Raw genomic sequence first — 26,452 nt, forward strand, 5'->3', positions numbered from 1 at the left:
CTCCTTCAGAAGATTGATGCATCGCAATCTCTGCGGAAGCCGGGAAACACATTTAGATTTATGTTCCCCGGCCATCCGGCACGAAAAGCATAGATCAGACGATATTGCGCCTGGTTCGCTTATTTCAGTGCAAAGGTTTCAAGCTGCCCTGCATTGTCAGCCGTAATCAGGATACAATCCATCAGCTGCTTTTCATCATGGCCGGTGGACCCGGTTCTCAGGTATTGGTCAGCTTGTTCAACCGCAATCTGTGCCTGACGGTATGCTGGCTGCAGAACGGTTGCCTTGATTCCACCTTCAAGAATGGAGTCACGTACGTCATTACTGCCATCAAAACCAACCACGATGACATCATTGCGGCCTGCCGCCTGAAGTGCCGCAATTGCCCCCATCGCCATGGTATCATTGCCAGAAATCACGCCTTTGATTTCTGGGTTGGCCTGAAGGATCGTTTCCATTTTCCCATAGGCTTCGGTCTGGCTCCAGTTGGCAGATTGCTGCGCAACCATTTCCATGTCCGGATACTGGTCGATAATGTCATGATACCCGGAAGACCGGATACCTGCATTGGTATCTGCTTCACGGCCAAGCAACTCGGCATACTTGCCTTCCTCGCCCATCTGACGGACGAATTCTTCGGCGCCAAGCTGTGCACCTTGGTAATTGTTCGAAACAATTTGCGAAACCGCAATTCCGGATTCCTTGATCTCGCGATCAATCAGGAAAGATGGAATGCCAGCTTCCTTTGCACGACGCACAGGTGCAACGGTTGCCTCGGCACCGGCATTATCAAGAATGATGGCCTTTGCCCCACGCGCAATTGCCGTATCAAAAAGTTCGTTTTGCTTATTGGGGTCATCATCATGGACAAGAACAAGCGTTTCATAGCCAAGCTCTTCTGCCCGTTGTTTCGCACCCTTGGCCTCAGCCTTGAAAAACGGGTTGTCATGTGACGGAGTAAGAATTGCAATCAAATCGGCTGCTGACACAGGCCCCGGAACAACCGCGAATCCCATGGCCATCGCCACACCAGCAAGCAGTGTTTTACGCATAAACGTCATGTGTACCTCCCTAGATACATTAAGTTTTAGTCACCAAGCGGCATGCTTCTTTTGCGAAGTTCTAATGCCGCGCTTTATCAGGTGATCCGACGGATACTTTCTTTTATTTCATCCGGCTCGAACACCCCGATCCAGTCGTCGCGCATCAAACGCGGTTTTCCGTTAACAATAGCCTTGTTACAGGCATCGGAAAATTCTCCCTGTATTTCTCCCATAACCACGGCACCAAGGATATTAAGATGCCCCAAAAGAAAGTCTCGCGCTGCCTGAGCATCCACGCCACGGCGGACAACCTCATCAAGAGCATCTTTCATTACGACCAACAAAGTCGCGCAAACTGTCTCAGATAGCCCCGGTTCCAACAATGCCATTTCTTCAACCGAAACGCGGTGTGAACGCAAAATCGGCTGGAAGATTGTTTTTGCGATTTCCTCGCCCAACTCAAAATCTTCTTCGGGCCCTTGCATCAACGCGCTAACAATGGCCTGTTTTGCGGCAACACCACCGAAATAATCACGCTTGGCGGCCATTTCTGTTTCGTCATTGAAAATCGGCGGATGGCAGGGATGCGTGACAAAATAGGTCACATCCTTGCGTTCCGGAAAATGACCCGCAAATGGCGCTGCTGCATCCAGTGCAATAATCATGGTTCCGGTCGCGACCTTGTCAATCAAACCATGTGACACAGCTTTGATTGCCGTATCAGGAACGGCAAGAACCACTGCACGCGCACCATCAAGCGCATCATCAAGCGCAACACAATCCACCCCGACCATCTCTTTCAGGCGTTGCTGGCCAGCTGCACCTATTTCCACATGCGCCACATCAAAACGTGACTCTTTAAGGTTCATTGCCAAACGAACCCCCATTTTGCCACCGGCACCGATCAGAGCGATTTTCATGCTTCCTCCTTATAACTGTTTTTAGAAATCTACATGCATTCATCATATTGTCAACTGGTATGATGAGGTGATAATGATATCAAAATAAATCCTGAAAACATTTCTTGATGGAGCACGAGTTGATGGAACGGATCATTGCCAGATACGAACTTGAAAGCCCGAAAAGCCTTGAGCATGCGGCGAATGTCATTGCGGGCGAACAATCCTCTGGCACCTTCCTGAAGCTTGCCAGTGAAACGGACGAGCTGCGCCATCGTGCTGGCGCACGGGTTGAGAAAGTCACAGAAACATCAACATCCACATCGGGATCTCTGCCTTCCTGCACACACGGGAACACCTATATGCGCGGCGAGATTACGTTGTCATGGCCACTTGAAAACATGGGAACATCGTTAACCAACGTGCTGGCAACCGTCGCAGGTAATTTGTTCGAACTTGCGGATGTATCTGCCTTAAGATTGATTGACATCGAATTTCCAGATGCGTTCGCTGCCGCCTATCCCGGACCTGGATTTGGGATAGGCGGCACGCTCAAACTCGCCCACGTGTCGGATCGTCCGATGATTGGCACAATCATCAAACCCAGTGTTGGACTTTCACCCGGCGATACTGCCGTGCTTGTCAAACAACTGGTCGAAGGTGGAATTGATTTCATCAAGGATGACGAACTACAGGGTAATGGTCCTCATTGCCCGTTCGCAGCCCGCGTTTCGCACGTCATGCGCGTCATCAATGATCATGCGGACCATACTGGCAAAAAACCCATGTATGCCTTTAACATCACCGGTGAAATTGACGAGATGAAACGCAATGCCGACCTTGTCCGCGACCATGGCGGCACCTGCGCAATGGTCAGCCTGTTCTCGATCGGGCTAGCGGGCTTATCGGCAATCCGCAAACATGTTGAATTGCCATTGCATTGCCATCGCAATGGCTGGGGAATTTATTCGCGATCTCCCGACATTGGGATTTCATTCCGTGTCTGGCAAAAATTCTGGCGGCTGGCAGGGGCGGACCATTTGCATGTTAACGGAATAGGCAACAAATTTACCGAAGACGACGACACCGTAATTGATGCGGCACGGTCTCTTGGTCAAAACGTCACGCCAACCACCAATTATCATGCAATGCCGGTATTTTCATCGGGTCAGACCGCTGCCCAAATGGCACCAACCATTGCTGCACTGGGGCATACCAATTTCATTTACTGTGCAGGCGGCGGCATCATGGGGCACCCTGGCGGGGTCTTCGACGGCGTTGCCAGCTTGCGTCAGGCCGCCGATGCCGCGATTAAGGGCATCGAGACCGACGAATATGCCAAAGCCCATGAAGCTCTGCGCACTGCGCTCAGCACTTTTAGCGGAGCTATAAAATGAGCCAGCAACAAACTTCAAACGACCTAGCTCTGTCGTTCTACGGCGATGACTTCACCGGATCGACGGATGTCATGGAAGCCCTGTCTTCAAACGGGATCCCGACGGTTCTTTTCACCTGCATCCCCGATGCCGATCAACTTAGTTACTTTTCCAATTGCAAGGCCATTGGCATTGCCGGCATCAGCAGAAGTCAATCGCCAGAATGGATGAAAGAAAACCTTCCACCTATCTTTCATTGGCTCAAAAGGCTGAGTGCACCACATTGCCATTATAAAACCTGCTCGACATTCGACAGCGCCCCCCATCAAGGTTCGATTGGGTGTGCTATTGAATTGGGCTGTGCCGAATTTGAACAAACAACAGTTGGGCTGGTCGTTGGAGCCCCGCAATTGCGCCGATACACATTCTTTGGCCATCTATTTGCATCATATCAGGACAAGATTTACCGCATTGACCGACACCCCGTGATGTCCCGTCATCCTGCAACTCCTATGTATGAGGCTGATCTTCTCATACATCTTGGTTGGCAAACCGATATGCCCTCAATCTGCATGGATGCGGCGACCATGGAAAAGGCGATTGCACAGTCATCGGAAACAGGCCCGCAAAACACCTATTTCCAAGACGCTGGCAGTGTTTTGTTTGACGTTCATGATCAACACACGCAACTCTTGGCTGGAAGGTTGCTTCACGCAAGTCGCGAAAGTCTTGGCCGGTTTGTTGTGGGATCGTCCGGTGTCGAATATGCCTTGCTAAGCGCTTGGAAGCAGGACGGCATTATCCCCTCACAAACGGACATTGCCGCCGTTCAAAAACTTGATCGCATTGCGGTTGTATCTGGCAGTTGTTCCCCCACGACAGAACGCCAAATCAAAACCGCCCTGAAAAACGGGTTTGATGGCATTCCGATTGATTATCTTGCGCTCGCATCGGGAGAAGGTGGGGAAAAAGCAATTGATGACGCAGTGATAGATGCTTCAAAAAGTCTTGATGCAGGCAGAAGTCCGATTATCTACACAGCACGCGGCCCCAACAGTGTGGCAAGTGCAACATCGCACGGCGCAGATGACGCCGGACGGTCGCTTGGAAGAATACTTAACCATCTCATCACCAAACATGGGCTTGAGCGCGCAATCGTCGCGGGTGGTGACACCTCAAGCCAAGCCCTTAGCCAGATGAACATCTATGCCCTTACATTGCGTCACCCGATCCCGCAAACGCCGGGCTCTCCGCTTTGCAATGCTTTTCGCAGCAATGACCGACAACTCGAGATCGCCCTGAAAGGCGGGCAAATTGGGGATGACAATTACTTTGTTTCCCTCCGCGACGGGACAATCAGTCAGCAACCAACCGATTAAGTCACTTTGACGAAGCATTATGAGGTGGTGGCATACCAACAAATGCCACCACCTCATGAAATGGCAGCGATACTATTGAGCATCGTCAGAGAAAAAGTAGTCGGATTCAATGAAGCGATAATACAGTGAGCACCAAACAGAACGGCTACGCTACTCTACCAAACCAGAGGCACAGTTAAGCTTGAAGGTTTGGCGATTGTAGAGATGACGTTCTTGATTAAAATGGTTGTGAACTGAAGAATGGATTGATGTAAATTTCTGTAGCGAGTTTGCGCTCCTGAATTTGGTCATCGCCCGCTCTTGCTGCCAAAAGGGATGGTGCGAGTTTTCGGCTCGACTATTGGGTGCAGCACCTGACCTATTGGTGCGCTTCGGTACCAATCAATTTCATTGCAGCCCGATAATAGCGAAGTAGTTTCGTAACAATCGTCATCGAGTGCCGGAATCGCTTCATTGTTTTTTTCAAAAACTTAAGGACAGAACACTATGTGCAGCCTTACTGTCTCGCTTCTTTGTGACAAATGTTTCGGGAATTTCACCTTCGTAGTCGATAGCTGGCCAGAGGGAATGAGTTTCACCACTGATCCACAAAAAAGACCTCATCAAGAGGCCATCCCCATTCTGGCGAGATTCGCCTCGACGCTGGTCTGTTTTTTCTAATTTCCGCAGCAAATATCGGACCAAACTTGTTCCAATAGGTGTGGGCTGTCTCATAATAGATGTCGATGCCGCGTTCAAAAAAGTATCTAGCGCATCCTTTCACCGGCTTGGAGTAATGCTTTGCGTAAGTCGCGGTGATCTTCTGATTATGCTCGCCGTAATAGAGCTTTCCACCGAACTCGGCATTGGCGCGTTTATTGCCGACCGCTTGATTGCGTCGCCATTCCTGTTTGCCGAGCGAACGATCCGACAAGGCTTGAAGGTGCCCATTTCCCGCCATTGGGAGAATCTATGCCTTGGCGGTTGAGGTCATCGCAAATATGTTTGAGCTTCCGACCTTCGGCATAATATTCAAAGATCACTCGGATGATTGCTGCGTGATCTTCATTGACTTTGCACTTGCCGCGAATGGGGTCGCTGAATTCGTCAAGCGCGTGAACGAGATCGTACGCGTAAAGCTGGCCGTCTGGTGAGGCGCAGTGCAAGACCGCCGGAATCATGCCTCTGTGGGTTTTGTCTGAAAGGTCTTTGAAATAGAGCGCATTCATCGTGCTTTTCAGGCCAATATGCAGCTCGTCGGGCCTAGGACCAATCGACATTTAATTGAGGGGCTTCCCAATTAACCTCAACTTTGATTCACTGTTGCCGTTTTAACGGTCAGTGGAGAAGAGATGAGAAGCTACGAACTGAGCCCTGAGCAATGGTGAAAAATTGAACCTGTCATTCCCGGCAAAGAAGGTGATCGGGGACGTAGCGGCAGAAACAACCTGCAGTTTGTAAATGGCGTGCTTTGGGTCTTGCGCAGTGGTCCCATTGGCATGATCTGCCCGAACGGTACGGCAAATGGAAGACGGCCCACAAGCGGTTCACGCGCTGGTCCAAGGCAGGGGGCTGGGAAAAGACTTTCGATGCTCTTATCGAAGCATCGGATAATGAGTATCTCATGATCAATTCAACGATTGTTCGGGCCCATCAACAGGCCGCTACAGGAAAAGGGGGCGCGGAGTGAGGATTTGGGGCGTCCTTTGCGTTTGATCCTGACTGGCGGGCAGCGCAATGATTGCACAAAGGGTCTTGAGCTGATCGAAGGGTTCCGCCCCTCACATGTTCAGGCCGACAAAGGGTATGACAGTCAGGAGATATTTGATGCCATCACCGCCATGAAGGCTGTTGCGGTTATTCCACCAAGATCCAATCGCAAGCAGCAACGGAAATACGACAAGGAAATCTATAAGCGCAGAAACGTTGTCGAGCGGACGTTCAACAAGCTCAAACACTGGCGAAGACTGGCCACACGATATGACCGAAAGGCATGTTATTTCCTCTCTTTCATTTATCTCGCGGCCGCTATTCTATGGTTCTAAATGTCGATTCAACCTAGTACCTTGGTCCGAAAAGGTTCAAATCCTACCCCCGCAACCAACATTAAATAAGCTCGCCCTTGTGGCGGGCTTTTTTAATGTCTGGAAGGTGGGGTAGGTGGACTTGAATCTTATGTTCAAACCAAGCAAAGCATCGCTTTGCGCAGGTTCAGCGAAGCGCACAGCGTGCAGCTAACAACCTTCCTGTATTCAGCCTCTCCTCCCCACAACTCTTTCAATCTCGCCAGCAGCCAATCTCTCAATCAGACTGGTTTGTTTCTCAAGGCATTTCTGCAAAGCGAAATGCTGTGTGATGGTGCGTCGTGCCTCCTGTCGAAGGGGCATTAGTTGCGCGGGGTTTTCAAGGCTGTATATCATTTTGTCCGCCAATGCATCTGTATCCCAGAAATCAGTCAGCAGACCGTTATGACGATCTTTGATGACGTCATGGCAAGGGCCCGTGTCCGATGCAATGACGGCGGCCCCGCACGCCATGGCCTCAAGCACAGACCAAGAAAGGACGAACGGGTACGTCAGATAAATATGGGCAGCGCTGATTTGAAATAGGCGTATGAGGTGCTTATGCGATATTTGGCCAAGAAAGTAGATACGGGAAGGATCAAGCCCGGTTTCTTCCATCATGACGTCGCGCCACTTGCGTCCGTCGGTTCGCGGTGTGCCGTAACTGACACCGTCCCCTCCGGCAACGACAAATATGGCGTCGGGATTGCGGGCGGCAAGTTTGGCGGCAGATCGCATGAATGTTGGAAAACCGCGATATGGCTCAAGATCGCGGGCAACATAGGTCGCTACAGGGTCCCCCGCGCGAAGCACTCGTCCGTCAGGCATTTTTAACGTGGCCTGTGGGTTTGGGCGACAGCGATGAACATCAATTCCGTCATGGCAGACGCCGATCTTATGCTGATAGGCATCAGGAAAGGCTGTTTTTTGCCAGGGTGTCGGGCTAAGCGCGACATCAAGATGATCAAGTGTTGAAAGCTGAGCACTGTTGCGCAGACGAAGCTGGGTGCGTTTTGCCAGTGAAACCTTTTCATCCTTGGCAAAGCCAACATCACGCCCATCAGCATGATAATAATGTTCGCAGTATCCCAGTAGTGGCGTGTTTGGCAAGACATCGCGGGCAAACAACATACTGCCCCAGCCAATGTGACCAAAGACAACATCCGGTGGGCCTTCCTGACGCGCCAAGGCATCAAGTGTTGTGGCAGCTTGCAGGCCTAGTTCCTGATGATATTGGGAAAATGTTGTTGCTGGTGGAGGAGGTGTTGCACGTTGACGTAAAACACGGATGCCGGGCAAGCGGACATTCATTTCTTCACACAGGAAGGAAACCTGCCATCCGGCATTCGCCAGATGACAGGCAAGGTGCACAAATTGTCCCGGCCCATGGCGATGGACAAAGACTATTTTCATCTACGGTTCCGAACTTCATGCGTAATGACAGCACCATTGATCGGGATGCCGCCGTATCTGAGGGTTTGAGTCCAGAATTCTTCGAGCCTGCGCAAGGTGCGCAAAGCCGTTTCCATTTCCTGCTGGTCTTCGAGGTTGTTGGTCAATGCATCGTGATATTCTTCGTGGAACTCATGCAAGGATTCACACAGTTCGTGGCCTTTTGCCGTCAGCTTTATGCGGGCTGATCGTCGGTCACGCGCCATTACCTGGCGTTCTACATAGCCAGAATCGACAAGCTGTTTGAGATTATAGGATGCATTAGATCCCATGTAATGGCCGCGATCAAGCAGATCGCGAACCGAAAGTTCATCCTCGCCAATGGTGAACAGCAACGCTACTTGCGCAGGGCTGATGTCATCCTTGCCGAGTTGAATAAGATCTACACGCAGCAGATCCGCAAACCGTCGATAAATTCGTTCGACAGTGTTTGCCAGTTCAAGATGTGTGACGGTCATGTTGTCCGATCCGTTATCTGGTCCCAAGCGAGAGTTGATGCCAAAGCAAGTTTGAGTTGGCACAATTTTCGTGTGGGGAAGATAACAGGACGTTGCTCTTGAACGATTTTTCCGCACGTCCCTTACTTCCCGCAAGTTTGCTCGTTGATCAGAAGTAATTAGAAAGTATTTTTGTTTTTGAAATACTTCTGATCATTTCATTTTTACATTGTCTAATCATCAACATTAGATCGACATATTTAATTTTATTGTAGAACATCGTGTCAGCGCAACTATGTGAGTAGATTGCGGAAAAACTATGACTTTTGACCGATTGGATGAAAATCGATGCATTTTGGTCGCAAAGAACCAACAAAAGCGCTGCAAACTAAAGAGGTTAGACCGGGGCTTGATACGAAGTCTGTTGTTCGTGAGGCGAGATATACGTTCGTTCGTGGGCTTGGGTGGGCCGGGGTGATGAGCGGTTTCATCACTGTCTTGCAGTTGACGGTGCCGCTTTTCATGCTGCAGGTGCATGACAGGGTTATCAACAGCCAAAGCACGGATACATTGATCCTGCTTTTGGTTATCGCGATTGCAGCCATCATTCTTTACGGCATTCTGGATTTTCTGCGCGCCCTTGTGTTTCAGGAAATGGCGAAGTCGTTGCTGCGTCGGTTGAACTTGCCTGCAATTTCGGCGGCCATGCGGGTGGCACTGGAAAAAGGAAGCCTGCATGGAACCCAAGTTTTGCGGGACTTATCAGATCTGCGCAACTTCATCACCGGAACGACCATTAGTTCCCCACTCGAAGCGATCTGGTCGCCAATTTTTCTCGGAGTGATGTTCGCGCTGCATCCGTACTACGGCATTGCCGGACTGGTTGCGGTACTTACGCTCATAGGGTTGAGCCTGCTTGGGGACTTGCTGGTGCGTCAGGTCACGAAGGAAGGCACCGACGCCAATTTGCGCAATATTGGCGACATCGGATCGACGGTTTCAAATGCAGAAGCAATTGAAGCAATGGGGATGCTGCCGGCCCTTTCGCTGCGTTGGCGCCAAGCACAAATTCATGCCAGTGAGCTCCTTGATGTTGGCAATATGCGCAGCAAGGGGATGTATTCGGTTACACGGTCTGCGCGGTTTGGCATGCAGATCATCGTTCTGGCGATGGGGGCATATCTTGTCATTATCGGGGAAACCACGCCGGGTGCGATGATTGGCGGTACCGTCATTATGGGGCGGCTTTTGCTTCCGTTTGACAATGTGACGCGCGACTGGCGTGCGTGGGTTGGGGCTTTTTCGTCATGGAAGCGAATCCGCTCCATGCTTGAAGAAAGCCAGTCCGAGCGTGAAATTAAACCAACACCGCGGTCCGAAGGTCCGCTGATCGTTGATAATCTGGTCTATGCGGTGCCCGGATCAAATGTACCGGTTTTGCGCTCAATCAATTTCGAACTGTTTCCCGGTGAGATTCTAGGCGTCGTCGGGCCATCTGCGGCCGGTAAATCGACCTTGTCGCGCCTGTTGGTTGGTGCAGCTAAACCATCGGCCGGGGGCGTGTACCTTGATGGGCATAACGCTTACTTGTGGGAGCGGGGCTCATTTGGCGACATGGTTGGTTATTTACCGCAATCGGTGTCGCTTCTGAATGGGACGATCCGTGACAATATCAGCCGGATGCGTGACGCTAATCCACGCAAGGTGATCGATGCTGCGCGTGCCGCAGGTGTGCATGAAATGATCGGGCGGTTGCCGCTTGGCTATGACACCCCAATCGGGGCCGGGCGGCATACGCTTTCAGGTGGCCAGCAACAGCGCATTGCGCTTGCGCGTGCACTTTATGGCTGGCCGCGTCTGTTAGTTCTTGATGAGCCCAATGCCAATCTTGATGCTGAAGGTGAAGCATCCTTGATTCGTGCTGTCCGTCAAGCCAGCGAGTCGGGGGCGATGGTTGTGCTGATTGCGCATCGGCAAAGCATTATGCAGTACGCCCATAAATTGCTGGTGATGCAGGATGGACGGGTCAAGCAGTTTGGCGAGCGTACTGATGTTATCCAGAGTCTCAGTACAGACGACGATGTCAAAAGTCTGCCTGCCGTGAAGCGCAGCCAGCGAAATGGAGGTGCGGCATGAACCGTGTCATTAACGTTGATGATAGTGGTACTGTCATTCCGTCTGACGATCAGCAAGTTTCCTGGCATCAAATTCTTGCCGAAGAACGCCAAGCATCGCGCCAAAGTCTGCGCAAGCCGATTATTGCCGGGCTAACAGTTATCATACTGGGTTTTGGCGGCTTTCTGACGTGGGGCTTTACCGCAGAACTTGATAGTGCAGCCGTTGCGACCGGCTCGATAATTGTCAATTCAAAGAAAAAGGTCGTGAACCATTATGAAGGCGGCATTCTGAAAAAGCTGCTGGTTGATGAAGGGCAGCACGTCACCGCGGGGCAAACGTTGGCTTTGCTTGACGGGACGCGCAGTAAGTCGGAAATCGGGCAGCTGCGTGGCGAACGGTTTGGCCTGATGGCGAAACTTGCACGCCTGCGGGCGGAGCAGCGTGGTCAGGATAATATCGCATTCCCCCAAGAACTTACCGCAAGTGATGAGGCGTATGTCGGGGATATTCTAAGTGATGAGCAACGCCTGTTTGGCAAGCGCAATGAAGTTTATGCCGCCAAGCGCGACGCGCAGGCCAAACAGATCGAACAGTTCGAGGCGGAGGCACAGGCACTTGTGTCTCAGATTAACGCCCGGACACGTCAGGAAAAACTGGTTGCAGAGCAACTAAAAGGCATTCGGCAGTTGGCGGACAAGGGGTTTGCAACGCGCACCCAACTGGTTGAGGTTGAAAATAATTGGTCCGACCTTGTCGGGGACATGGGGGAATTCAAGGCCCAGAAGGCAGCCGCCCAGCAGCAAAAGGCAGAGGCCGAGATTAATCTGGCATCTATTGAAATGGAGTGGCAAAGCGACATTGCCACCGAGATTCAGGAAGCACAGCTTGCATTCAATGATGTCACCCAGCGGATCAGGGCCAGTAAGGATGTGCTTGACCGGCTTGAGGTGAAAGCACCGCAGGCAGGCACGGTTGCCAATATCCAGATCAGAACGCCGGGTGGTGTTATCAGTCCGGCAGAGCCGATCATGGATATCATTCCCGAAGACGAACCACTGGTGATCGAGGCGCGGATTAATCGGCAGGATATCGATTCTGTTCAGGTGGGCTCAAAAGTGCAAATACGTCTAACCGCCTATAGTCAGAGGCGCCTTTCGCCTCTCATCGGGGAAGTGCGATATGTCGCGCCTGATCAAACGGTCGATGAGCAGCGTGACAGTTCTTATTACATCATCCGTGCTGCGATTAACCCCGAAGAGCTGGCAAAATATGACGATATCAATCTGCGACCGGGCATGCCGGCAAATATTCTGGTTCTTAAAACGCCACGCAAGGCGATTGATTACCTGATTGATCCGATCGTTCAGAGCATGGATAAGGCCTTCCGCGAGGAATAAGGGGCCAAAAGATTTCCTTGTTTTTCATCAGGCTGCCCTCAGATTTTTAACGGGGCAGCCTTTTTTCTGGGAAAGTTGATTTAAATTTAAATTAAATAAAAATAAAACAAAAAACAATATTGTTTAAATAAGTAATCAATAATTACATGTAAAATTGAAGTGCGTCACAATGTTGACAAAATAAAAACACCACAATACCCTCCACTAACAAAGTAAAAAAATATAGTCTTTCTGAGTGGCCGTTCAGGGCGGTGCTTAGATCGCCTGGAGGGAACGGCCATCCTCTCGTGAGGGAAATATCCCCACGATGTCATTAATGTTGGGACACGAAGGAGGATTACATGGCAACTCTCGAAGGCGGCGCCTTTGATGATGCGCTTCTCGGATCTCGTTTCAGTGACGTCATCTTTGGACGTGGCGGAGACGATACAATCTTCGGACAAGGCAATGACGACGTGCTGTTTGGCGAAGAAGGCGATGATGCCTTGTTCGGCGGATCAGGCGACGACGTAGCACTTGGTGGCGAAGGTGATGATCTTCTGTTTGGTGGGTCGGGTGACGATGCACTGATCGGGGGCAGCGGGAGCGACCTGATGTCGGGTGGCTCTGGCGAAGACGTTCTGTCAGGTGGATCGGGTGACGATATCATGCTTGGCGGATCAGGCGACGACGTTCTGGACGGTGGTTCGGGCGACGATGTTCTGGTCGGCGGTGCTGATAACGATATCTTGCTCGGTGGTGCTGGTGATGACGTCATGCTTGGCGGCTCTGGAGACGATGTTCTTCAGGGTGGCGAAGGCAACGATGTTCTTCTGGGCGGCTCCGGGGATGATGTCCTCGAAGGCGGTGCCGGGGACGATATCCTGTCTGGTGGTTCTGGTGGAGATACATTCGTGTTCTCCGGCGGCGGCGGCAACGATGTCGTTCTCGACTTCCAGGCTGGCGAAGACATGCTTTCCATTAGCAGCAATATAAACGACACCGGTATTGAAGGTGCCGATGACGTTGCTGCGCGTGCAACGCAAGTTGGGGCCAACACCGTTATCGACCTTGGCAATGGTGATTCCATCACCCTTAACAATGTCGATGCAGAAGACGTACAGGACGATCCGGATAGCTTCTTTAGCGTCCAGTAATCCGTCAAACGGCGTCCGCAGTTACGGCTGCGGACGTTTCGTCCTGAACTTCAAGTTAAGCGAAAGATGGTCATGCTTGAATTTGCCTCGTCCGATGCTGTGCGGACGACCGGCGAAGCGCCGGACGTTTGTCTGCTCAACCCAGATACCTTGATGTTGATCTGGGATACACCGACCCGCTTGTGGGAGGTTCCCAGACTTGAAACTGCTGCCGGTGTCGCGATTTCACCGCAAGCAACATTGCGTCTTCCTCTAAATAGTGGCGGGACACGGTTGTTGCGTGTGATTAGGCGTCCAAAAGACGAGCCGGTCTCGTTTCTGGCGGAAGCCGGGACACTTGGTCGTAAAGACGAAATCACAATCGAGCCAGATGGCGATTTTGAATTCGCAAATGCATCTCATCTGATTGAGGGTGTTACACCTTCCGGGCGTCTTTCGCTGGTGTCGACCTTGCTTGGCATGTGGGCGAGCATGTTCCGTTTGCGCCTGAGCAAAAGCTACAACCGCTTCCTTAATCATCTTGTCTCCGAAATTGTTGAACGGCCGCAGCGCGCCCAGGCGCTGGCAAAACTGTCCGATCAGAAAATGCTGATTGCCGCCGGGCTGCCCGAGGCGTTCAAAGAAATCGAAGCTGTTTTTATCGTTTCACCATCAGGTTTCCGTCGTCTTGCGATGTTGCCTCATACCAGCCATCAGGGGCCGCGAGGGCAGGATCTGGTGTATATGATTGCCGATCGTGCAGGCACAGAAGACGGCGCGTATCTTGTTGTGACCGGTGTGCGCACCTTGGCCATTCGTCATCTTCCCAGCACCACGGTTTTGCCATCCGTGTCGCGTTGGTGGCAGGCGCGTGGCAAATCGGATGCTGATCTCCGCGAATACATTATTGGCGCGCTGGCACGGTCCGATATGAAGGCCAGCAAGGCCGCCATTGAATTTCAGTTGCGCTGTCCACTTTCAAGTCAACGGGTGGCCGGTGGTGGATCATTGCCAAGCGGTGAAGTCGACCTTGCTGTCACAACGGCACGGGGCACGCTGATTGGCGGCTGGTATCGCGATCCTGTTGATATGATTGCAAGTATCGATCTTCTCGATAGCAATGGTATTGCCCACCCGTTTGGCGATGGGTTTTATCGGTATACCGGAAACGTTCAAGACGAAGACCGTACCGTTCCAGCGACCGGGTTCGTCGGATTTTATCAGGACATTCAAAGTCCTGTACCAATCCTTCAGCCAAGAAGCGTGATGCGCCTGACATCGGGAAACCGCCATTTGATGGTGCCACCGGCACAACCCATTGACCCGGCAGAGGCACGTGCGCGTATCTTGCGCGCGGTTCCGCCACAGCATCTGAGCGATGAGATCATCGAAAATTGTTTGGCGCCGGTGATTGGCGACCTGCAGCAAAAATTGATGGGGTCCGCAAAGGTTGATCACATCATTGAAATGGGCACGCCGCACGAAGACCCGGATGTTTCGATTGTTGTACCGCTATACCGTGTGTTGGGATTCCTGCGCGCGCAAGTCGGTGCCTTTGCCTGTGATCCGTGGGTTGCGAAAAACTGTGACCTGATTTTTGTGCTGGATTCCCCTGAACAGGTCGAAGAATGCGAACATCTTTTGCGCGGCTTGCACATTCTTTATGGCATTCCAATGCGATTGGTGGTGATGACCCGAAATGGGGGCTATGCGCGTGCTTGTAATGCCGGGGCGGAGGTTGCCCGTTCTCATCTTCTGGCGATGCTCAATTCGGATGTCATCCCCCATACACCGGGATGGGCGCAAGGGTTGGCCTCGAAAATGGGAGGTCCACAAGAAGTCGCTGCCGTTGGGCCAAAGCTGTTGTTTGAAGATGGCTCAATCCAGCATGCCGGGATGTATTTCGCCCCCAATGAGAGCGGAAAATGGCTGAACTATCACTACCACAAAGGTATGCCTGATCAGTATCGGGATGCCAATGTTGAACGTTCCGTACCCGGTGTTACCGGTGCCTGCATGATGCTGCATCGGGATGCATTCAACGAGGTCAACGGGTTTACCGAAGACTATGTCATCGGTGATTACGAAGACAGTGATCTGTGCCTGAAAATCCGGCAAGCCGATTTTGACATAAAATACATTCCCGACGTCAGTCTTTACCACTTCGAGCGCAAGTCAATCTCGACCCATGCCGATTACATGCGTGGTGTCGCTGCCGAATATAACGCGTGGCTTCATGCGTCGCGTTGGCGCGACATGCTCGAAGATATCCATGCCAATGGCGTTCCCCAAGAACGTTCCCCCAGCAAAACAAAACATGGAGCCGCGGCATGAGTCAGGTTCTCGCCTTGTCGGAACATCAATCCCCGGCCCATGATGCCGTGGATGACACCCATCTTGAATGGTTGTGCCAGCAGATCATCGCAAATCACTTCCTGCCGGTCCCGCCGGAGGAGGCCGTTTTTGTCGGTGATGGTGACTACCGGATGATTGGTGCCGAGTTCCTTGGCCATTTTGTCCGCCGTGCCGGGCTGTTACCAACGGATGATGTTCTTGATATCGGCTGCGGTATTGGCCGGATTGCAGTGCCACTCACCCAGTTTCTGGATCCGGAGAACGCGATTTATCGCGGGCTTGATCCAGTGGCGAACGGGATTGAATGGTGCAAACGTTCAATTACACCAGCCTATCCGAATTTCCGGTTCGAAACCCAGGATATCAAAAATTCGCTTTATAACCCCGAAGGATCCATCGGCGGGCGCGGCATGCGATTGCCTTTTCAGGATGGAACATTCGATTTCACTGCAATGATCTCGGTGGCGACCCACCTGCCACCAGAAGAAATCGAAACCTATTGTTCCGAGGTGTTTCGTGTGCTGCGTCCGGGAGGGCGGATTTTCCTGACGGCGTTCATTCTCCGGGAACAAGACGACCCGGCCAAGCCGGGCAGCGATGTGCGTCTGTCGGGACTTGAAAAGGTCGAAGGTCAGCCGTGCTGGTATCTGCGCGGGGAGAACCCCATGGCGGCGGTCGGGTTTGACGAAGAATTTATTGTCAACGTCCTGACGTCAGCAGGCTTTGAAATCAGCTCAAAAAGCTTTGGTGGCTGGCGCGGTGAAACGGCCGAGCATTATCAGGACTTCCTTATTGCCAAAAAACCACGGAGGACCGCATGAACCCCCGTATTATGGTGCTGGCGCACAACCACCCGGACCTTCATCCCGGCGGAACCGAAATATTCGCCCATGATCTTTTCCATGCTTACAAGCGTGCGGAATGTGATGCCCTGTTTGTTGGTGCAACCAATGATGTTCACCGCGAACGCCGTCCGGGTACAAGCTTTCAGGCGATTAATGAGGCCGGTGATGAAATGCTGTTTTGGGCCGGGCATTTTGACCGGTTCAATATGTCGCAAACCGATCTTTATGCGGTTGCCCCCGATTTTACCCGATTGTTGAAAAGCTGGGATCCGGATGTTGTCCATATTCATCATCTGGTCCTGTGGGGCATCGAACTTCCAACATTGATCCGTCGTGTTTTACCGCATTGCCGGATCGTCATGACCTTGCATGACTATTATCAGATTTGCCCGAATGACGGTCTGATGATCAATCGTAAAAACCGACAGCGGTACACTAAGGCCGATGCAATTGGTCGCCTGTGTGGATTGGATGGATTTTCCCCGGATCAATATTCCATGCGGGCCGTCAATTTGCGCAATCACCTGCGTGTTGTTGATCAATTCATCTCGCCAAGTGAATTTCTTAAGGACCGTTATGTTAACTGGGGCATTGAGCCTGAAAAGATTTCAGTCATTCAAAATGGCCGCCCACCTGTTCCCGCCGCCCCCAAACGCGACATGGGAACGGGCATGCCCAATGTCTTTGGCTATTTCGGTAATCTGAACCCCTGGAAGGGGGCCGATGTCCTGCTTGAGGCCAGCAACAAACTGGTCGAAGACGATGTTGATTTCGATCTTCGTATCCATGGTGACGTGCTGTTCCAGACGACCGAATTTACCGAGCGGATGGAGCATCTGTTTGAAAAGACCGGCCATCAGGTTCACCGGCTAGGGGCGTATGAACGCGCAGACCTTGCAGAACTGATGGCGCGCGTCGAACTGGGTCATTGTGCCATCCATATGGTGGGAGAATGCGCCGCTTGTCATTCAGGAGGCCTTCCAGCACGGGCGTCCTGTAATCACCAGTGGTATTGGCGGTATGGCCGAGATGGTGCGCGATGGTCATAACGGCATTCATGTGCGCCCCGATGATCCAGCAGAACTGGCGCGTGTCATGAAGGACTGCGCAACCAATCCGAAACTTTGGAAAAAACTGTCAGGGCACGTCCGTGCACCTGCCGCGATTGATGATGTCGCGCAGGAATATCTCGTGATGTTTCGTCAGATGATCCGCCCCGATTTTGTTGCAGCCTGATTTTACTTAGGAGCGCTTTATGGCACTCGCAGAAAAACAGACGGTCAAAGATAACGCCCAACCAAATGCCACTATGGCAGCGGGCATGCCGCCAGATGTCAAAGACGCAACGCCAACCCTTGAAGGACGCGTTGACGCCATTGATCAGAACCGCCTGTTTGGCTGGGTTTGGTCACCAGAACGGCCTGATGCGCGTGTCGATGTTGTCATTCGCCTGAACGGGCACGCGTTAATAAGGATCAAAGCCGAAAACGAGCGCGTTGATTTGCGTCGCAACGGAATTGGTGATGGTAAGCACGCCTTTGAAGCTGAGCTACCAGATGCCGCCTTGGCCAGCGCTGAAAATATTTCAGTATGTGCGATCATTCCCGAGACCGGCGAAGAAATTGACCTGCGCATTCCATCGCAAAGCGAACAGGAAGCCCACACTGCGTTAAATGCGCCGCTTAGTAAGATCCTTGATCGGCTTGATCGACTTTTAGCAGCCCAGCACATTTTACAGAACGGACAACGTGAAGCTGCCAAGCGTCTTGTCAGTGCGTCAAAGCGCATGGACGAACTGGCATCTGCGGATGATGGCATTGAAGCAGGGGTGAAGCTGGTTCGGACCGGTCAGGAAGAAATCTCCAGCCGGGTGGATGAACTGGAAGTGTTTCTGGTGCGTTTCGACAAGTCGCTTGGCGGGTTTGACGAACGTCTTTCGGTCCTGACCGCACGCCATACCAATGATCTTAGAACACCACTTTTGATCTTGTCGTGCCTGATCGGGGTAACGGCGGGATTGGCAATTGGTGCGGTTGTCTGGTGAGCGTGCGGGCATGAAATTTTTTACATCGCTGACGACAGACACAGACCCCGATAAAGACAAGGAGGTGCGGGCATGACTGAAGCTTATGGAATGCCTTTGGATGGCAGAACCGTCGTTGCCGCCTTGGTTGATGATGGTTTGGCATTGATGGTCGGGGTTGGGAATGCCCTGCCAGCAACTATTGATATTTATCTTAACAATCAGTCCGATGCCAAAATACAGGCATCGGTGATCAGTTGGCGTCGCAACGAAACCGATCAGGAAAATGCATACGGCTTCGTCGCCCTTTTGCCGATGAAGGATGTCTCCCCGCGTCGCCTTAAAACCGCATTGTTCCGTGGGGCGGGCAAACCATGCGAATACCGGATTGAAAACCGGCAACAGCGGATTGAATCAATCCTTTCGTCTGTTGCAGACCAAGCAGGCCCTGCGTTTGCCACCGTCATTGATGGTGTGATCGAGGCATTACTTGCAGGGGACCCGGACAAAAAACGTCTGCGTAAAGTTGCGGCCCTTGTTCAGATTGCGGCACGCAGCAACGGCTTTATCGAAGTACTTGGCGGCCTTGAAGAAGGTGAGGTTTACATTCAGGGCTGGTCAAGCGACTTCCCGGTTGGGCGGACACGCGTCATCGCCATGGACGATGCGCCGATCCTGGCGGAATTGACCAGTGCTGATTTTCAACGTGATGACCTTGGTGACGAGGCATCAGGCGTGACCGGGCTTATGCTGGGTGACAAACCGATCAACCCCGGCAAGCTCAAGCGCGTTTATTTCCGCGGGCGTGAAGGTTGGTATTCTATTGAGGTTTATCAGCAGCGCGTTCTTGTCGCACCGCCCGATGTTCCGGCCCATATTCGCTCTGTCTTGGGGCGCGTTCGGGCTCCTGACAACATCCTGCATCAATTGCGTATGGCCGCACATCGTTTTGATGGTCGCGATACTGTTTCCGAACTGGACCGTCCGGTGCGGATCGGGATTGATTTCTCGCTCCTGATCGAAGGCAGCGGTGTTTTGATTTCAGGCTGGATGCTTGATCCTGATCGCGCGGTGGAAAATGTATCGCTGCGTGTCGGGGGTGAACTTGTTCGGATTGACGATCACTGGACACGGCAGTCACGTGCAGATGTTACCGGCGCCTTTGCAAATGATCCGATGTTTTCGGGGATGAACCCGGCGCGCAACAACCACGGTTTCTTGGTGTTCTGTTCGTTGGAGGATACGCCGCCATCTGATCAGCCGGTTTATCTTGAACTGGGAATTGTTGATGCCTTTCCGGCGTATTGTCCCTTAAACCCGACACGTGCATCGGCCCGTCAGGCGCTGTCGCGGGTTTTGCCTTCGCTTGATCCGCGTTCGGTCACGGCGTCCAACAGTATCGAGCGCCAGTTCGGGCCGATGTTGCAGGGGATGACAGCCCAAAACCCATATGCCGTTGATGTCCACGATATCGGTAATTTTGATGAAGACGCACCGGTAACTCTGGTGGTCGGTGTCGATGACACGATCAATGACATCGGTGTGACGATTGCGCTTCTGGGACTTGATCAAGCAACACGCCATTTGCCGATTGTGATTGCTGGGCCGGTTGAAAGTTTTGACCTCGTCGGCAGCGACATGTTGCGTCTTGCTGCCTTTTACAAACTCAATACCCGGATCGTTTTCGCCGAAGGGGTGGAAGACTTTTGTGATGCCCTGGAAGTCGGTGTTGCCGCAACCAATTCGGAAACCATCGGGCTTGTCTCGGCCCATATTTTACCGCGTGACGATGGCTGGTTTGACCAATTATTGGCCGCTTATCGCAAGCGCGGCAGTAAGGCACTTGTGTCGCCGACCATCCTGTTCGAAGACGATTCTGTTCGTTGGGCAGGGACATGGATCGATGGTGACACCAAAGGTGGTCAGTATTTGTCAGACCGATATGTCGGCTATCCCTGCGCAGTTTTGGCCGATGCAGAACCAAGCGAAGTCAGTGCGGGAACCTTGGAATGCTGCATTCTGCCGCGTAAGGCATTTGTCGATACTGATGGCTTTACGCGCGGCTATATCGGTCCGGCCGAAAAGAGCCTCGATCTTGCGCTGAAGCTGCGTATGGCAGGGACACCATCCTACTGGATCCCCGAAGTCGAAGTACTGGGCAGCGAACAATCGATAAGCAGCGCCCCCGCCTGGGAGGAACTTTCGCATCGTCTTGACCGCTGGGCGTTTGATCGTCGCTGGTCTTTGGTCGTCTCAAACTTGCGGAGCCATAACAATGCCGTCGACTGATTTGCGTGTCCTCGTTATTTCGCATGGCCATCCCAGTATTTCGCTGGGTGGGGCCGAAGTGGCCTCTTACAATCTTCATAAGGGTTTGAATGCGCTTGATGGAGTTGAAAGCTTCTATCTTGCGCGGGTCGGTAACCCTGTTCCACGTCATGGTGCATCTGCACTGATGAGCCTGCGTCAGAAGAACAACGAAATCCTTTATCATGCGGAAAACTATGATCATTTCCTTCTATCAAACGGCAGCACAGACGAGATAGATCGTGATTTCCTGCGTTTTGTGAAGGATTACGAACCGGACGTGGTTCACTTCCATCACTATCTTGGCCTTGGGCTAGAGACGATCTACGCCATTCGCGAAGCTTTGCCCGAAACAGCGATCTTTTTCACATTCCATGAGTTTTTGACGATCTGCCACAACCACGGACAGATGCTCAAAAGCGGTGGAACGAAGCTGTGCAACCGGGCAAGTCCGATTGAATGCAACGGATGCTTCCCCGACATTTCCCCGGCCTCATTCCTGCGGCGTGAACGGTTCATCAAGTCGATGCTTGAACTGGCCGACCATTACGTATCGCCCAGTGAATTTCTGGCCAAACGCTTTGTCGATTGGGGCATGAAGGCCGAAAAGATGTCTGTGATCGAAAATGGTCTGGACATCGATGAACGGGCCAAGGACCGCCAGCTTTCCAAAACACAGCCACGCCGGTCGCGCTTTGCCTTTTTTGGACAGCTTACGATGTTCAAAGGTGCGGACATCCTGCTTGATGCGGTGGGACGTGTGCCAGATGAAATCTGGGGCGATGATGCACGTCTGATGATTTTTGGCGGTAATCTGGAACGCCAACCCCCTGAATATCAGGAAAAGGTCCACGACCTTATCGAGAAGGCTGGTGATCGGGTCCGTTTTTACGGTGCCTATCAAAACACCGAGATGCCCAAGCTGATGGAGCTTGCCGACTGGACGATTATTCCGTCGATCTGGTGGGAAAACTCACCGGTGGTCATTCAGGAAGCCTTTTTCCATGGGCGCCCGATGATCTGTTCGAACATTGGGGGCATGGCCGAGAAAATCACAAACGGGGTCAATGGTCTGCATTTCCGCGTCGGAAGTGCCGAAGATTTGGCCGACCGTCTGATTGACGTTTTAAGCGACAACAAGATTTGGGACCGGATGCGCGAGGGGATCCCTCGTGTGACGACCTATGAGGAATGCGCCGAGCAACATCTCGCGCAGTATCGGGAGGTTCTGAAAACGCGCCTGCTATCTGCAAAAGCCGCCACTGAGCAAAATGTGGCAAGCACGGCATGAATTCGGAACAAAAACGTGATCAACCAAGGAGACACAATATGGCGCGCGTTCTCGTAATGATCCCGTCGGGCGAAGTCTACGACCACGACTGCGTCCGTTGGTACAACTATCAGGATGTTCAACGGAGCATCGATCACTATCACAATATTGGTGACGCCTTTGTCTATGACTCATCGCTGAAGCTGATGAACTACGACAAGCTTGGTGTCCTGCCGATTGCCGAACCCAAGATGGAAGACATCGACCGTCTTCGTGAGGAATATGACTATGTGTTCTTGCGTGGGTCGAACTACATCCATTCTGACATGGACTGGCGGAACACGATCGAGGTTCTTAAACGGTTGAAGTTACCAGTTCTGGGATTTGGCATCGGTGCACAAGCCCCGGTCAAAGGGAAGCTTGAGCTTTCTGATCAGACCAAAACCGTCCTGCGGATGATGGCTGATTCCACCACATCAATTGGTGTGCGTGGTGCCTATACTGCACAGGTTCTATGGGATCTGGGCATTACCAATGTTCGCATCGTTGGGTGCCCAACGGCATTTCGTCAGAACAATCCGGATATGCGGATCAAACTGCCGTCCCTTGAAAGTGTCAAGAATGTCGGCATTACCCTGCGCCGCGAAGTCTCGCCAGCTTATGCTCAGGACATTAAACGCTATCTGACTTTCCATCGGGATCTGGTCAAACATCTGGCCGGTCGTTTCGATGACATGACCCTGATGGCACAAGGTGAGCCCGAAGAAAAGAAACTGGTCTTTGGCTCTAACATCCAGCGTGAAGAAGCCATGCAGGCGCTTAAGAACAACGACTGGGTCAAGAATTGGTATCTCGACGATACGATGGAACGCCTTTACCGCGAAAAGCTGTTCTATTCGGATGTGGTATCTGATTACGAAGACCTCGTCCGTCAGAAGGACTGCGTTCTGGGCTATCGCCTGCACGGTAACCTGATGGCGCTCTCGAACGGTGTGCCGTCGATCTACTTTACCTATGACAGCCGGACGGTCGAATTCGCAGAAACCTATCAAATCCCGTCGTATGACGTGTTCTCGACAAAGGAATTCGTGCTCGAGGATTACTGGGATCAAGGCCTGTTCGACAAGTTCAACCGCGCTTGGTTCCAGACTTATCGCGAAATGGCTTTGTTCCTGAGCGAAAATAACATCGATCACAAAATGGTCGATGTCATGAACGCTGACACGCAACTTGAACGCAAGGTGGCGTGACCGCATCCGGTACAGCTGCTTTGACTGTCCCGGAACGGGGTTCATAGCGGCTGTGCTTTCCCAAAGCTGTTCAGAAAATTGAACAACATGAACAAGGAGACACGGCAATGACTGTACTTGTAACGGGTGGCGCAGGATATATCGGTAGTCACGCAGCACTGGCACTTCTTGATGGCGGACGCAACGTCGTTGTTCTTGATAATCTTAGCCAGGGATATCGTTGGGCGGTTCCCACTGGGGCTGCGTTTGTTGAAGGTGATTGTGGCGATTATGATTTGGTGCGTCGGGTTATTTCCGAACATGACGTCACGGCAATCATGCATTTCGCGGGCTCAATCATTGTGCCTGAATCCGTGATCTATCCTCTGGAATACTATTACAACAACACGGTGAACTCTCGTGCCCTGGCACAGGCCGCTGTGGATAGCGGGATCGAGCATTTCATCTTTTCTTCAACAGCGGGTGTCTACGGCGAACCCAAAAGCACGCCGATCCTTGAGGACTTTTCACTCAAGCCGATATCGCCGTATGGCACATCAAAGATGATGACCGAAAAGATGCTGGCCGATGCCGCGATTGCCCATGATCTTCGATATGTCGCGCTTCGCTATTTCAATGTTGCCGGGGCTGATCCCAAAGGTCGGTCCGGGCAAACATCACGCAAGGCCACCCATCTGATCAAGATCGCCAGTCAGACCGCGACGGGTGCGAGGTCTCAAATGGCAATCTATGGCGAAGATTACGACACGCCCGATGGGACATGTATCCGGGATTACATCCATGTTTCCGATCTCGCCAAGGCGCATGTTCTGGCGCTGGAATACCTTGAAGACGGTGGTGAAAGCGACGTGATGAATTGCGGGTATGGCCGTGGGTTCTCTGTCAAGGAAGTCATCGGTGCGGTCAAACGCGTTTCGGGTATTGATTTTGCGGTGGAGCGTGCTGAACGTCGCCCGGGTGATCCGGCGGCATTGATTGCAGCGGCTGACCGGGTTCGTGAAAAGCTCGACTGGACGCCAGAATATGATGATCTCGACGCCATCGTGCGCCACGCGCTTGATTGGGAAGAAAGTCTCAAAACACGTCAGGTGGATGCGGCCTGACCGCATAACGATCTAAAACTGAATTATTCAGATACGAGCAAACGGTTCGATCATAACGCCGATCAACGGTGCGAACCAAGACAGCAGGAGTTATGTCTATGAGCCAGGTTTCCCCAACCTCGGGCCGTAAGCCCCGCATTGGCGTTTTAATGCCCGCGGGCCGGATCGAAGGTAACATCGGTGTCGTCACCCATACATATGGTGCGCCCGAAAAGGCAAAAACGCTGTTTACCAATATTGGTGACTGTTTTGTCTATGACTCATCCTTGCGCATTCTCGACTATTCCGAACTGTTCCCGATTTATGTGCCTGCAGACGGCAATCTGTCTGAAACACAGATCGAAAAGATCAATCAGTTGGACTACATCTTTTTGCGCGGCTCGAACTATATCAATGCCAATGGTCAGTGGGATCCGATTACGGCGGTTCTTGAAAAAACCAATGTGCCGGTGATTGCCTTTGGCATTGGTGTTCAGGTGCCGGACAATTCGGAAAACTATGTCAATGAGTTGACCAAACGCTTTTTACAGCTGATTGCCGATCGTTCCACCACCGTTGGGGTGCGGGGCAACTTGTCGAAAAAGGCGTTGAATTCGATCGGAATCAAAAATGTTCGCATTTTTGGCTGCCCAACTGCATTCCGTCATTGCAAGCCGGAATTGAAATTGCCGCGCATTGAGGCATCTGCCATCAACAGGCTGGGCTTTACTCTTCGGCGCAAAACTCACGGCTTCCAGACGCTTCAACGCTATATGTTGCGGACATTGGCAGAACGCTATGACACCGAAATCCTCTGTGCAGGCGAACTTGAAGAAAAGCAGATTTACTATGCGCGCACCAAGCAGGTCGAAAATGATGATCAGGTGATGAAGGATGCGGTTCAGAAACTGACGGCCGAAAAATGGCTATCGGGCGCAAAAGATCCGCTTCTTGATTTGTATAAGTCGTCACTGTCGGTTTTTGAAAGTGTTGCCGATTTCGAAAAGGCAGAACAATCCCTTGATGCCGTGACGGGCTTTCGACTGCATGGCAATTTGCTGGCACTCGCCAATGAAGTTCCGGCACTTTATGTCACCTATGACACCCGAACCCGGGAATTCGTCAAGACGCTCGGTATTCCATATATCGATGGGCGCTACATGGACAAATTCTCGTTCGAGGAAGCTTGGGACAATGCTGATTTCGATCTTTTTGAGAAAACCTATCAGCAGCGTTTTGGGGAGCTGAAAAAGTTCCTTGAAGAAAACAGCATGGCACACCGTCTTGGTCGCGTCCCGACCCCCTATGTCGCAGAGGCGGCGTGACATTGCTGCCTGAGGCACATGGTCGTTCCCCCAGAACGCCATGTGCCTCGTATTTTCCCCACTGATGATGACAGGGAAACTTGCTGTGCCCAGACTGAATCCATCACGACGCATGATCGCGACCATGGCCTTTGCCGCCGGTATGACTCTTGGTGGTCTTGTTGGCTGGAACCCGCCCGTGGCTGCAACCGAAGTGACCGTCACTGGATCCGAAAAAATCATATTCGACAGTGACGTTTCAGGGTGTGACAACCATCATTTACCAGACTCCCCCGCCCGGGCCTTTCGCAATGCCCAAGGCAAGATGGTGATGTTTGCACCGAACTTCCAGAACCGGGCATTTGTTGGCTATGGGTTTAATAGTCTCAAGCCTGATTGTGATAGCCGTTTTATGGCCGCAGGCAAGGCATCCCCCGACCTTCTTGATGACCGGACATGGTTGCAGGCGATTTATACAAACGATGGGCAGAACGTATATGCCCTTGGCAGTGCCAGCTTCATGCCCTATCGCCATGATATGCCGTGCAAAGACCGCACCAAGCGGACCGATTGCTGGATCAATGGATTGGTGACGTTAAAATCCACGAATGGTGGAAAGACGTTTGATTATCTGGGCAACCCGCCGCATCACGCACCGTTTCCGCCGCCAAAACCCTACCGGGATGATCGCAAACGCGCGCCAAGTTATGTGACGGTGACCAATATCATTTCCTGGCAGAACTATCTTTACGCCATCA

At 52.1% G+C, this 26,452-nt stretch carries 24 protein-coding genes and 1 pseudogene (1 of these 25 cut by a window edge); 18 read left to right on the forward strand and 7 right to left on the reverse strand.

What is annotated here, in order from left to right; all coding sequences use genetic code 11:
• Positions 1-119 precede the first annotated feature (119 nt).
• On the reverse strand, positions 120-1,061 hold the full coding sequence (locus AC0VXT_RS06175; protein ID WP_475547933.1) for a substrate-binding domain-containing protein: 942 nt from the start codon (positions 1,059-1,061) through the stop codon (positions 120-122).
• A 77-nt stretch (positions 1,062-1,138) separates the two neighbouring features.
• The gene (locus AC0VXT_RS06180) at positions 1,139-1,963 is read right to left on the reverse strand and encodes a phosphogluconate dehydrogenase C-terminal domain-containing protein (RefSeq protein WP_475547934.1); all 825 of its coding nucleotides are present in this window, start codon (positions 1,961-1,963) and stop codon (positions 1,139-1,141) included.
• Positions 1,964-2,085: 122 nt separating this feature from the next.
• On the opposite strand from AC0VXT_RS06180, the gene AC0VXT_RS06185 reads away from it, so the two are divergent.
• Positions 2,086-3,339: a ribulose-bisphosphate carboxylase large subunit family protein gene (locus AC0VXT_RS06185; RefSeq protein WP_475547935.1), complete on the forward strand. Its 1,254-nt coding sequence runs from the start codon at positions 2,086-2,088 to the stop codon at positions 3,337-3,339.
• Positions 3,336-4,697, forward strand: coding sequence for a four-carbon acid sugar kinase family protein (locus tag AC0VXT_RS06190; protein ID WP_475547936.1), 1,362 nt, complete (start codon positions 3,336-3,338; stop codon positions 4,695-4,697). The genes AC0VXT_RS06185 and AC0VXT_RS06190 overlap by 4 nt, the downstream gene beginning before the upstream one ends.
• Before the next feature lie 150 nt (positions 4,698-4,847).
• On the opposite strand, the gene AC0VXT_RS06195 is transcribed toward AC0VXT_RS06190, so the two are convergent.
• From AC0VXT_RS06195 to AC0VXT_RS06205, 3 genes are all read right to left on the reverse strand, one after another.
• A complete protein-coding gene (locus AC0VXT_RS06195) occupies positions 4,848-5,078 on the reverse strand; it encodes a DDE-type integrase/transposase/recombinase (protein ID WP_475547937.1) in 231 nt (76 codons plus the stop codon).
• A 193-nt stretch (positions 5,079-5,271) separates the two neighbouring features.
• A complete protein-coding gene (locus AC0VXT_RS06200) occupies positions 5,272-5,637 on the reverse strand; it encodes a hypothetical protein (RefSeq protein ID WP_475547938.1) in 366 nt (121 codons plus the stop codon).
• Positions 5,552-5,728 carry a recombinase family protein gene (locus AC0VXT_RS06205; RefSeq protein WP_475548568.1) on the reverse strand — a complete coding sequence of 59 codons (177 nt, stop codon included), beginning with the start codon at positions 5,726-5,728 and terminating at the stop codon, positions 5,552-5,554. Before AC0VXT_RS06205 ends, AC0VXT_RS06200 begins: the two co-directional genes overlap by 86 nt.
• Here AC0VXT_RS06205 and AC0VXT_RS06210 point away from each other — a divergent pair.
• Complete coding sequence (locus AC0VXT_RS06210) at positions 5,654-5,830, forward strand: hypothetical protein (protein WP_475548612.1); 177 nt, start codon at positions 5,654-5,656, stop codon at positions 5,828-5,830. The genes AC0VXT_RS06205 and AC0VXT_RS06210 overlap by 75 nt on opposite strands.
• Before the next feature lie 237 nt (positions 5,831-6,067).
• Positions 6,068-6,721: pseudogene (locus tag AC0VXT_RS06215) on the forward strand (IS5 family transposase).
• A gap of 207 nt (positions 6,722-6,928) precedes the next feature.
• Here AC0VXT_RS06215 and AC0VXT_RS06220 read toward each other — a convergent pair.
• Together AC0VXT_RS06220 and AC0VXT_RS06225 are read right to left on the reverse strand one after the other, a co-directional pair.
• On the reverse strand, positions 6,929-8,152 hold the full coding sequence (locus AC0VXT_RS06220; protein WP_475547939.1) for a glycosyltransferase: 1,224 nt from the start codon (positions 8,150-8,152) through the stop codon (positions 6,929-6,931).
• A complete protein-coding gene (locus tag AC0VXT_RS06225; protein ID WP_475547940.1) occupies positions 8,149-8,649 on the reverse strand; it encodes a MarR family winged helix-turn-helix transcriptional regulator in 501 nt (166 codons plus the stop codon). The genes AC0VXT_RS06220 and AC0VXT_RS06225 overlap by 4 nt, the downstream gene beginning before the upstream one ends.
• A 456-nt stretch (positions 8,650-9,105) precedes the next feature.
• Between AC0VXT_RS06225 and AC0VXT_RS06230 the strand changes: the two genes are divergently transcribed.
• The 14 genes from AC0VXT_RS06230 to AC0VXT_RS06295 form a co-directional block, all read left to right on the forward strand.
• Positions 9,106-10,764, forward strand: coding sequence for a type I secretion system permease/ATPase (locus AC0VXT_RS06230; RefSeq protein WP_475547941.1), 1,659 nt, complete (start codon positions 9,106-9,108; stop codon positions 10,762-10,764).
• Complete coding sequence (locus AC0VXT_RS06235) at positions 10,761-12,143, forward strand: HlyD family type I secretion periplasmic adaptor subunit (protein ID WP_475547942.1); 1,383 nt, start codon at positions 10,761-10,763, stop codon at positions 12,141-12,143. The genes AC0VXT_RS06230 and AC0VXT_RS06235 overlap by 4 nt, the downstream gene beginning before the upstream one ends.
• Positions 12,144-12,484: 341 nt before the next feature.
• Positions 12,485-13,279, forward strand: coding sequence for a calcium-binding protein (locus AC0VXT_RS06240; RefSeq protein WP_101304792.1), 795 nt, complete (start codon positions 12,485-12,487; stop codon positions 13,277-13,279).
• A gap of 72 nt (positions 13,280-13,351) precedes the next feature.
• Positions 13,352-15,592, forward strand: a complete 2,241-nt coding sequence (locus tag AC0VXT_RS06245; RefSeq protein ID WP_475547943.1) for a glycosyltransferase — start codon at positions 13,352-13,354, stop codon at positions 15,590-15,592.
• Entirely contained in the window at positions 15,589-16,434 is an 846-nt protein-coding gene (locus tag AC0VXT_RS06250) for a class I SAM-dependent methyltransferase (protein ID WP_475547944.1), read from the forward strand. Before AC0VXT_RS06245 ends, AC0VXT_RS06250 begins: the two co-directional genes overlap by 4 nt.
• On the forward strand, positions 16,431-17,507 hold the full coding sequence (locus tag AC0VXT_RS06255) for a glycosyltransferase (protein ID WP_475547945.1): 1,077 nt from the start codon (positions 16,431-16,433) through the stop codon (positions 17,505-17,507). Before AC0VXT_RS06250 ends, AC0VXT_RS06255 begins: the two co-directional genes overlap by 4 nt.
• Complete coding sequence (locus tag AC0VXT_RS06260) at positions 17,389-17,694, forward strand: glycosyltransferase (protein WP_475547946.1); 306 nt, start codon at positions 17,389-17,391, stop codon at positions 17,692-17,694. Before AC0VXT_RS06255 ends, AC0VXT_RS06260 begins: the two co-directional genes overlap by 119 nt.
• A gap of 19 nt (positions 17,695-17,713) precedes the next feature.
• Complete coding sequence (locus tag AC0VXT_RS06265; protein ID WP_475547947.1) at positions 17,714-18,502, forward strand: hypothetical protein; 789 nt, start codon at positions 17,714-17,716, stop codon at positions 18,500-18,502.
• A 72-nt stretch (positions 18,503-18,574) separates the two neighbouring features.
• On the forward strand, positions 18,575-20,770 hold the full coding sequence (locus AC0VXT_RS06270) for a hypothetical protein (RefSeq protein WP_475547948.1): 2,196 nt from the start codon (positions 18,575-18,577) through the stop codon (positions 20,768-20,770).
• Positions 20,757-22,079: a glycosyltransferase family 4 protein gene (locus AC0VXT_RS06275; protein ID WP_475547949.1), complete on the forward strand. Its 1,323-nt coding sequence runs from the start codon at positions 20,757-20,759 to the stop codon at positions 22,077-22,079. The genes AC0VXT_RS06270 and AC0VXT_RS06275 overlap by 14 nt, the downstream gene beginning before the upstream one ends.
• A 38-nt stretch (positions 22,080-22,117) precedes the next feature.
• Positions 22,118-23,308 carry a polysaccharide pyruvyl transferase family protein gene (locus tag AC0VXT_RS06280; RefSeq protein WP_102785597.1) on the forward strand — a complete coding sequence of 397 codons (1,191 nt, stop codon included), beginning with the start codon at positions 22,118-22,120 and terminating at the stop codon, positions 23,306-23,308.
• A 107-nt stretch (positions 23,309-23,415) separates the two neighbouring features.
• Complete coding sequence (galE, locus tag AC0VXT_RS06285; RefSeq protein ID WP_475547950.1) at positions 23,416-24,411, forward strand: UDP-glucose 4-epimerase GalE; 996 nt, start codon at positions 23,416-23,418, stop codon at positions 24,409-24,411.
• 98 nt (positions 24,412-24,509) lie between these two features.
• Complete coding sequence (locus AC0VXT_RS06290; RefSeq protein ID WP_475547951.1) at positions 24,510-25,715, forward strand: polysaccharide pyruvyl transferase family protein; 1,206 nt, start codon at positions 24,510-24,512, stop codon at positions 25,713-25,715.
• A gap of 85 nt (positions 25,716-25,800) precedes the next feature.
• Positions 25,801-26,452 carry the 5' portion of a hypothetical protein gene (locus AC0VXT_RS06295; RefSeq protein ID WP_475547952.1) on the forward strand. It continues 545 nt past the right edge of the window, so the window shows 652 of its 1,197 coding nt (coding positions 1-652); it begins with the start codon at positions 25,801-25,803; its stop codon lies beyond the right edge, outside the window.

The organism is Thalassospira sp. Z349TD_5 (assembly GCF_056173045.1).

Bases quoted from the DNA above. Each gene is read 5' to 3' on its own strand.
- AC0VXT_RS06175 (WP_475547933.1), bottom strand. From the start codon at position 1,061: ATGACGTTTATGCGTAAAACACTGCTTGCTGGTGTGGCGATGGCCATG.
- AC0VXT_RS06180 (WP_475547934.1), bottom strand. From the start codon at position 1,963: ATGAAAATCGCTCTGATCGGTGCCGGTGGCAAAATGGGGGTTCGTTTG.
- AC0VXT_RS06185 (WP_475547935.1), top strand. From the start codon at position 2,086: ATGGAACGGATCATTGCCAGATACGAACTTGAAAGCCCGAAAAGCCTT.
- AC0VXT_RS06190 (WP_475547936.1), top strand. From the start codon at position 3,336: ATGAGCCAGCAACAAACTTCAAACGACCTAGCTCTGTCGTTCTACGGC.
- AC0VXT_RS06200 (WP_475547938.1), bottom strand. From the start codon at position 5,637: ATGGCGGGAAATGGGCACCTTCAAGCCTTGTCGGATCGTTCGCTCGGC.
- AC0VXT_RS06220 (WP_475547939.1), bottom strand. From the start codon at position 8,152: ATGAAAATAGTCTTTGTCCATCGCCATGGGCCGGGACAATTTGTGCAC.
- AC0VXT_RS06225 (WP_475547940.1), bottom strand. From the start codon at position 8,649: ATGACCGTCACACATCTTGAACTGGCAAACACTGTCGAACGAATTTAT.
- AC0VXT_RS06230 (WP_475547941.1), top strand. From the start codon at position 9,106: ATGAGCGGTTTCATCACTGTCTTGCAGTTGACGGTGCCGCTTTTCATG.
- AC0VXT_RS06235 (WP_475547942.1), top strand. From the start codon at position 10,761: ATGAACCGTGTCATTAACGTTGATGATAGTGGTACTGTCATTCCGTCT.
- AC0VXT_RS06240 (WP_101304792.1), top strand. From the start codon at position 12,485: ATGGCAACTCTCGAAGGCGGCGCCTTTGATGATGCGCTTCTCGGATCT.
- AC0VXT_RS06245 (WP_475547943.1), top strand. From the start codon at position 13,352: ATGCTTGAATTTGCCTCGTCCGATGCTGTGCGGACGACCGGCGAAGCG.
- AC0VXT_RS06250 (WP_475547944.1), top strand. From the start codon at position 15,589: ATGAGTCAGGTTCTCGCCTTGTCGGAACATCAATCCCCGGCCCATGAT.
- AC0VXT_RS06255 (WP_475547945.1), top strand. From the start codon at position 16,431: ATGAACCCCCGTATTATGGTGCTGGCGCACAACCACCCGGACCTTCAT.
- AC0VXT_RS06265 (WP_475547947.1), top strand. From the start codon at position 17,714: ATGGCACTCGCAGAAAAACAGACGGTCAAAGATAACGCCCAACCAAAT.
- AC0VXT_RS06270 (WP_475547948.1), top strand. From the start codon at position 18,575: ATGACTGAAGCTTATGGAATGCCTTTGGATGGCAGAACCGTCGTTGCC.
- AC0VXT_RS06275 (WP_475547949.1), top strand. From the start codon at position 20,757: ATGCCGTCGACTGATTTGCGTGTCCTCGTTATTTCGCATGGCCATCCC.
- AC0VXT_RS06280 (WP_102785597.1), top strand. From the start codon at position 22,118: ATGGCGCGCGTTCTCGTAATGATCCCGTCGGGCGAAGTCTACGACCAC.
- galE (WP_475547950.1), top strand. From the start codon at position 23,416: ATGACTGTACTTGTAACGGGTGGCGCAGGATATATCGGTAGTCACGCA.
- AC0VXT_RS06290 (WP_475547951.1), top strand. From the start codon at position 24,510: ATGAGCCAGGTTTCCCCAACCTCGGGCCGTAAGCCCCGCATTGGCGTT.